At 68.5% G+C, this 6,226-nt stretch carries 7 protein-coding genes; 2 read left to right on the top strand and 5 right to left on the bottom strand.

Annotation, left to right across the window (positions count from 1 at the left end):
• From ACSEEN_RS19435 to ACSEEN_RS19415, 5 genes are all read right to left on the bottom strand, one after another.
• A partial coding sequence (locus ACSEEN_RS19435; RefSeq protein WP_440714063.1) for a DUF222 domain-containing protein occupies window positions 1-730 on the bottom strand: 730 nt, incomplete at its 3' end.
• A 230-nt stretch (window positions 731-960) separates the two neighbouring features.
• Entirely contained in the window at window positions 961-1,617 is a 657-nt protein-coding gene (locus tag ACSEEN_RS19430; protein WP_298440550.1) for a DUF3558 domain-containing protein, read from the bottom strand.
• Window position 1,618: 1 nt separating this feature from the next.
• Window positions 1,619-2,080: a hypothetical protein gene (locus tag ACSEEN_RS19425; protein WP_298440548.1), complete on the bottom strand. Its 462-nt coding sequence runs from the start codon at window positions 2,078-2,080 to the stop codon at window positions 1,619-1,621.
• 161 nt (window positions 2,081-2,241) lie between these two features.
• Window positions 2,242-3,078 carry a protein phosphatase 2C domain-containing protein gene (locus tag ACSEEN_RS19420; protein ID WP_298440547.1) on the bottom strand — a complete coding sequence of 279 codons (837 nt, stop codon included), beginning with the start codon at window positions 3,076-3,078 and terminating at the stop codon, window positions 2,242-2,244.
• Window positions 3,079-3,291: 213 nt separating this feature from the next.
• Window positions 3,292-3,963: a vWA domain-containing protein gene (locus ACSEEN_RS19415; protein WP_298440545.1), complete on the bottom strand. Its 672-nt coding sequence runs from the start codon at window positions 3,961-3,963 to the stop codon at window positions 3,292-3,294.
• A gap of 129 nt (window positions 3,964-4,092) precedes the next feature.
• Between ACSEEN_RS19415 and ACSEEN_RS19410 the strand changes: the two genes are divergently transcribed.
• Window positions 4,093-4,539 carry a CD225/dispanin family protein gene (locus ACSEEN_RS19410; RefSeq protein WP_298440543.1) on the top strand — a complete coding sequence of 149 codons (447 nt, stop codon included), beginning with the start codon at window positions 4,093-4,095 and terminating at the stop codon, window positions 4,537-4,539.
• A 37-nt stretch (window positions 4,540-4,576) separates the two neighbouring features.
• The gene (locus ACSEEN_RS19405) at window positions 4,577-6,196 is read left to right on the top strand and encodes a hypothetical protein (protein ID WP_440714062.1); all 1,620 of its coding nucleotides are present in this window, start codon (window positions 4,577-4,579) and stop codon (window positions 6,194-6,196) included.
• Window positions 6,197-6,226: the final 30 nt, after the last annotated feature.

Here is a 6,226-nt window from a genome sequence, read left to right as displayed (position 1 = left end):
TGCCGGGGGCGGCCCACCGGGTGAACATGACCTCGAACTCGGCCCGCAACTGCGGCGTCAGGCGGGCCTGGACCGCCGACATCAACTGCCGGTCCTGCGCGGAGAGCCGGAACTTGGCCTGCCGCTGGCGGTCAGCATCGTCGGCGAGGGTGCCGTCGGGGTCGAGGTGAGCCAGGATCCGGTTCCCGACGATGGTGACCCCGGCCGGGTTCAGGGTGCGGGCCGCCGCGGCCAATAGTTCCTCGGCCCGCGCCCGCTGCTCCGGGTCGACCGAGGCGGGGATCTTGTCCATCACCTCGTCGATCGCCCACACATGTCCGTCCCCGATCGCCCCGTCGGCGACCGCGGCCGCGGTCGCCGGATACTTCGGCGCCAGACGCTCGCCGGTCATCGCGGTGAACCGGCCGACCGAGGCCGCGGTCACCCGGCGGCGCCGGGATTCGGCTTCCCCGATCCGCAGTCCGTGGGCGAGCAACTGGTGCAGCGTGGTGTAGCCGGCCCGCTGATAGGCGCCCCGATCGGAGATCTCCACCAACAGCGCCGCATCCACACCGACACCCTTACGGCGCGCCTCCTCCCGGGATTCCAGCAGAGCGAGAAGACCATCCTCCGACAGCGCGGCCAGCGGTGCATCACTCAGCCGCTGCTCGGCGGCGCCGATCACCGCCACCAACTCCGCAGGCGTCAACTCCGGCAGCAGGGCGTCGGCGTCGAACGCGTCGTCGCACATCGCGGACCCCTTTCGCTGCCGGCGGATAGTCCTTCCCCTACCCCCAGGATACGCCCGACGTGATGTTTAGACAACAGATCACTAGAACTTATTTTCGAGTACGCTGTCGTATCGATTCCCGGACTGTTATGTCGCAGGTGCGCCGGCCGGCGGCCCGTCGGTCCACCCAACCACAGTCGAACATCACTGACCGGCATCACAGTCCCCGCCCCCGCTGCGACACCGGGAGATCAGGGAGCGATACTCCCCGAATCGATCAGGATCGCCGCAAGCTTCAGCGCGATGGTGCGGCAGTCGGGACAGCGAGGGGAAACACCGGCCGCGATCTCCACGGTGGCTTTGTCGCCGCCCACCGGCATCAGCGCAATCCAGAACGTCTGCTCGATGCCGCGCGGCTTGACGGTCTCACTCTGCAGGTAGGCCCGGCGCCCGGAAATCGGGTGGGGTTCGGTGTGCCATCGGGTCTCCGACACGTGCGACTGCGGTGCGGACGACTCGGGTGTCCGTGTCTGCCGGTCCAGAGCCTGCAATCCCCGGCTGACGCTGACCGCGACCAAGACATCCTGGGTGCGCCAGTCGCACGTCCATTCCACCGACCTGGTCGGGTACCGCTGCCACTCGGTGTCGTACAAGCCGACCGCGGCGAGGTCTTCCTCGGTCAGCACCGAGCACGGATCTTGCGTCCACCGATCCCACCAGGCGGTGAACGCGGCATCGCCGGTCGGTATCGGGAGCGTCGAGCTGGTCGTCACCGAGTCGCCCGTGGTCGACCGGACCGTCGACGACTCGGGAGCGACAGGCCCGGACGACGACGAGCAGCCCGTCGCGGCAACCGCCACGATTCCGGCGGCGATCAGCGCACCGAGACCCCGATCGATCACGCGCATGCTACTCCTCCGTCGCCGCGGCGACGACCCACGGCACCACGAACAGCGCGACCGCCAGTGCAAGCGACACGTAGTACGCCCAGCCCATGTGCATCGACACTCCGTCCGGAAGGTGCTTCGTGTTGAGCCACACCGACCGGCCGAGCCAAGTGAACAGGACGGCGAGCAGCACGATGACCGCACCGGACGAGGCCACTCCCGCCGAATCGTCCGCGACCGGGCGATTCCACGCACGGAGTGCGGTGATCACGAGTAACACCGCCAGCGAGATCGCCCAGCCCGGGCTTCCCGAAAGCTCGCCCACCTGCATGGACACCCCCTCGGCCCGCCTCGACAACGTAATGGTGAACAACGACGTCTCGTCCGCCTTCACCACCACCCACGGCGCCGCGAACGCCAGAATCCCGATCACCGCCATGATCACCGTCGCCACCGCGGCGGGCGCCCGGGAGGTGTTGGGCACGGACGGCTCAGGTCCGGGCGCCTCCGCTCGCCGATTCGCGAGTGCCCGCTTCAGCGTCGCCGGAACGTTCGACGGCGACATCGCCGGACGGGACGGGGACCCGCCGGCGCCCGGCGCCGGCCGCCATCCTCCGGGCGGTTCGCTGGGGCGCTGCGGTCCGGTCACGACGGAGCCGCCGTCGGGTACACGGCGACCAGCGTGCGGTCGTCGTCGAACCGCTCCCGTGAGAAGTCCAGCGCGTGCGCGAGGTGTATCGGGGTCGGCGGCCCGTGGCCGAGCACATCCCGAAAGAGGTCACCGACCACACCCTCCCCACTGCCCAGTGGATCGCCGAAACCATCTGTCCCGACCAGCAGCGCCTCGCCGGGCCAGACGGTCAGCTCGAGCGGTTCGACATCGCCGAGCATCGTCGGCAGCGCACTGGTCGCATGACTGATCAGACCGTCCGACGACGTCTTCCCGGCACCCAGTCGCGTGAAGGTCCCGTGGTCGAAGATCCAGCAGCCCGAATCGCCGATACTGACCGCGCGGCCCCACAGCTCACCGGCATCGCCGTCGGTCGCCTCCAGCACCGCAACCACCAGCGTGGTCGCGAACGCCGCCGCTGCCGCCGGATCAGGCTCGACCAGACCGAGGACCTGCGCCGCCGTCTCCACGAGTCCGTAGTTGGCGTGCTCGAGCAGCTTCCGGAAGTCCAACTCCCACAGGGGAACCGACCGATGCTGATCCAGCCAGAAGGCGGCGTAGCGGCACACCGCCGCCGCTCCGACATGTGCATACTCCGCCGCGGACACCCCATCCGCGACGCACACCGCGACCCGCCCGGAATCTTCGACCAGCACCATCTCGTCTTGCCTCGGCGCCCCGTTGAAGCGATGCAGATGACCCCGCATCGTCACCCCGCAGACCGCCATCGAGTCGGTGTCCCACCCGTCTATCACGGTGTCGGCGCGATAGGGCGTGCGCCGATACGACGCCGATGTCGGGATGGTCTTCACTCCGGGCGACGGTTCTCCCACCACCATCCGCCGGCGTGAGTCGAACCGCGAAGTCGCACTCTCGACGTCACCGGCCATCGACGCGGTATCGAATACCGGCTCAGGTATCGGCGGCGCGCTTTCGTAAGCGAGCGGCGGCGGAGAAGCCGGGCCGTGTGGCACCGGCTGAGTCGTATCCTTGCCACCTCCAAGCCAAGACGGCCTGCCCATCGCCTACAGCACGTCCATGTCGAGCGAGATGAAGTTCGCCGGCTTCTCGATCTCCAGTTTGTTCTGCCCAGCGGCCACGTTCTGCCCAGACTGGATGATCGACTGTGTCAGCGAACCGAAGAACTCCACCAACGCGTCGGCCACGCTCACCCCGTCGCGCACCAGAAACGCGTACTTCGGCTCGGTGGCCACCGCACGAACCACGTCGGCGTCGGCGTCACCCATTCCGAAGGCCAGCAGATTAGGCCGTTCCCGGATGGAGAGCAATTGTTCGCGCGCGGGCTGCCAGCGGCCGTCGTCGGTCGGCAGCCCGTCGGTGAGGAAGTAGACCGCGGGCCGCGTCACCGAGAAGCCTTGCGCCTTCAGCTGTTGGACGTCGTACGGGATCTGCGCAGCGAGCAGATCGAACGCGGAGGCATACTCGGTAGTCGCCTCGGCAGCCAACGCCGGAAGCTGCGTGACCTCCCGCAGGTCGGTGGGCGGCAGATAGACCCGCGCCTGGTTGTTGAAGCCCAAGATCGCCAGCCGCACCTTCGATGTGGCGAACGACTGCTCATGCAGCGCACCCAGCAGGTCGTCGAGCGCCGCGTTCAGGCCGTTCATGTGCGGATCCATCGACCCGCTCTCATCGGCGACGAGATAGAACGGCAGAACCGTTCCGAGCGATTCGGTCATGTGCTTCTCCCCAGTCTGCGGCGGCGTTGCCCCACCATGTCCCACACACCATAATGTGCATCACTTCGCTATGCTGACGACAGACGCGCATCCGGCAATCACCGGAAACACTAGGAGGGGGAGGCATCCGTGGTCGGTCCTGTGCAGCCGGTGGAACCCGCCGGAGGTTGGCGGACACCCGGCAGCACACCGGCAACCGTCAGCCCGCGCCGCCGCGCACCGCTTCCCCGGACCACCACGCCCGGCACCGTCGCCCGGCCGATGGATTACACGCCGACGCTGCAGGCGCCCGTCGCCCCACCGCAGCCGCCTGCGCCGACAGCTTCCCCGCAGACCACGGCTCCGGCGTCGGCCGGAGAGTCGCACCTGCTGCTACCGATGTTCGCGTGCCTCTGCTTCCTGCCCGCCGGGATCTGGTCGCTGATCGACGCGCGGCAGGCGCAGCGATACGCCGCGGCCGGGCACGACGATGCGGCGGTCCGCTGCGTCCAGAGCTCGCGCACAGTCGCGCTCACCGGGATCGGTCTCGGCCTCGCCGTGGCCGTCGTCGTGCTGATCCTCGCGCTCAACGGGTGAGACGTCACCCTCCGCCGCCACCGACGAATCCGGACACATGACGAACAGCATCCCCAGCAGTACCCCGATCGATCGTGACCGCCTCGGCGTCGTCGAACCGCCGCTCGGCAGCGGTGGACAGGGCAAGGTCTACCGTATCGCCGCCACCTTCGACGGCCGGGCACTGGTCTACAAGGAGTACAGCGCGGCAGCGCGCACCGAACTCGATCGGGCGGCCCTCAACGCACTGATCGCTTACCTGACCGATGCCGACCCTACCCGCCGCGCGGCCCTGCTGGCGACCTTCGCCTGGCCGATCGCGCCGGTGACCTCCGGCGGCGCCACGGTCGGTTTCGTGATGCCTGCCGCCCCGCACGTCTTCACGTCGGAGCGATCGCGCGGCCCGGCCGGCGCCCGCCGTCTCAACGAGATCCAACATCTGCTCAACGCGCCCGCGTTCGTCGCCCGCCTCGGCTTCCGCCTCAGCCGCCGCACCCAGATCGAGGTGCTGATCTCCGTCGCGACGGCGCTCCGCACCCTGCACGACGCCGGCTTCGCTTTCGGCGACCTCTCCCCTCGCAACCTCCTGTTCGATCCGGACGGCAGCGAGATCTTCGTCCTCGACTGCGATGCGATCACCCGTCCCGGGCTCCGCGTCCTGCCGCAGGCGGAGACGCCCGGCTGGCACCTCCCGGCCGGGGAACTCACCGGCACCGCAGCCGGCGACGACTACAAGTTCGGCCTGCTGGTCCTCCGCCTCCTCGCCGGCGACCAGCACACCACCAGCCCCGCCGCGCTCCCGAGCGAGTTCACGGCGCTGCGTCCACTGCTGATCCGGAGCCTGACGGATGCTCCGGCCGAACGTCCGTCGGCCGCGACGTGGATCAGCGTGCTGCGCGACGTGCTGCCCGGTGCCCCGACCGCCACGCTCACCCCGACCATCAGCTCGCCGACCGTGCCATTGACCTCCACTCCGCCGAGTGCCGCGGCATCGAATGTCCCGGCGACGACCCGCACCGCGACGGCCCCGGCACCGCCAGGAGTGAAGCCTCGATCCAAGGCCGGTCTCCTGTGGATCGCAGGCGCCGCCGCACTCCTCGTCCTCGCAATCGTGGGAGCGCATGCGGCCTCTAAGTCGAGCCACTCTGCGACGACTCCGTCCAATACGCCAGCGGCCTCTGGAGAATCGACCTCGTCCGTCCCGACCACCCCGCGGGCCGCTGCCGAGGTACCCGACGACGACATTTCCCTCACCTGTGGCACCACTCCGTTCCAGTACACGCCCGACGCTTCGACCACATTGCCGGTCACCATGCACATCCGGGTCCTCAAACCCGGTATGACGAATTTCGCGCAGCAGCCGATGTCGTGCAACCTCGCGAAAGCCGTCGTCGACGCCTTCAACGATCCTGGCGAGTGCGCAACGGACTCCGTGTTGTCCTCATGGTGCGCACGACGCAAGGAGGGGCAGCCCCTCAGTTTCTCCGACGACGACGGAGGAAGGGCCATCGTCCTCGATCCCGAGACACGGGACACCCTTTCTGCCATCTGCAGCGACCAGTCCTCGGCATATCCGTCGGGCGGCCCAGAAATCTCCGTAGACTGCGTCATTTTTCGTCGTCGACCTGGCAGTCCGGAATTCACGACCACCCACGAGACCTTCTGGCTCTACTACTAACGATCAACTGCCGCGATGCGCACCGGGGCC

Origin of the sequence: Gordonia marina, assembly GCF_052036135.1 — a bacterium.
Classification (GTDB): domain Bacteria; phylum Actinomycetota; class Actinomycetes; order Mycobacteriales; family Mycobacteriaceae; genus Gordonia.
This window is presented reverse-complemented; position numbering and strand designations above follow the sequence as displayed.

Excerpts from the sequence above, each read along its gene's own strand:
- ACSEEN_RS19430 (WP_298440550.1), bottom strand. The coding sequence starts at position 1,617 with ATGCGCGTGATCGATCGGGGTCTCGGTGCGCTGATCGCCGCCGGAATC.
- ACSEEN_RS19415 (WP_298440545.1), bottom strand. The coding sequence starts at position 3,963 with ATGACCGAATCGCTCGGAACGGTTCTGCCGTTCTATCTCGTCGCCGAT.
- ACSEEN_RS19405 (WP_440714062.1), top strand. The coding sequence starts at position 4,577 with ATGACGAACAGCATCCCCAGCAGTACCCCGATCGATCGTGACCGCCTC.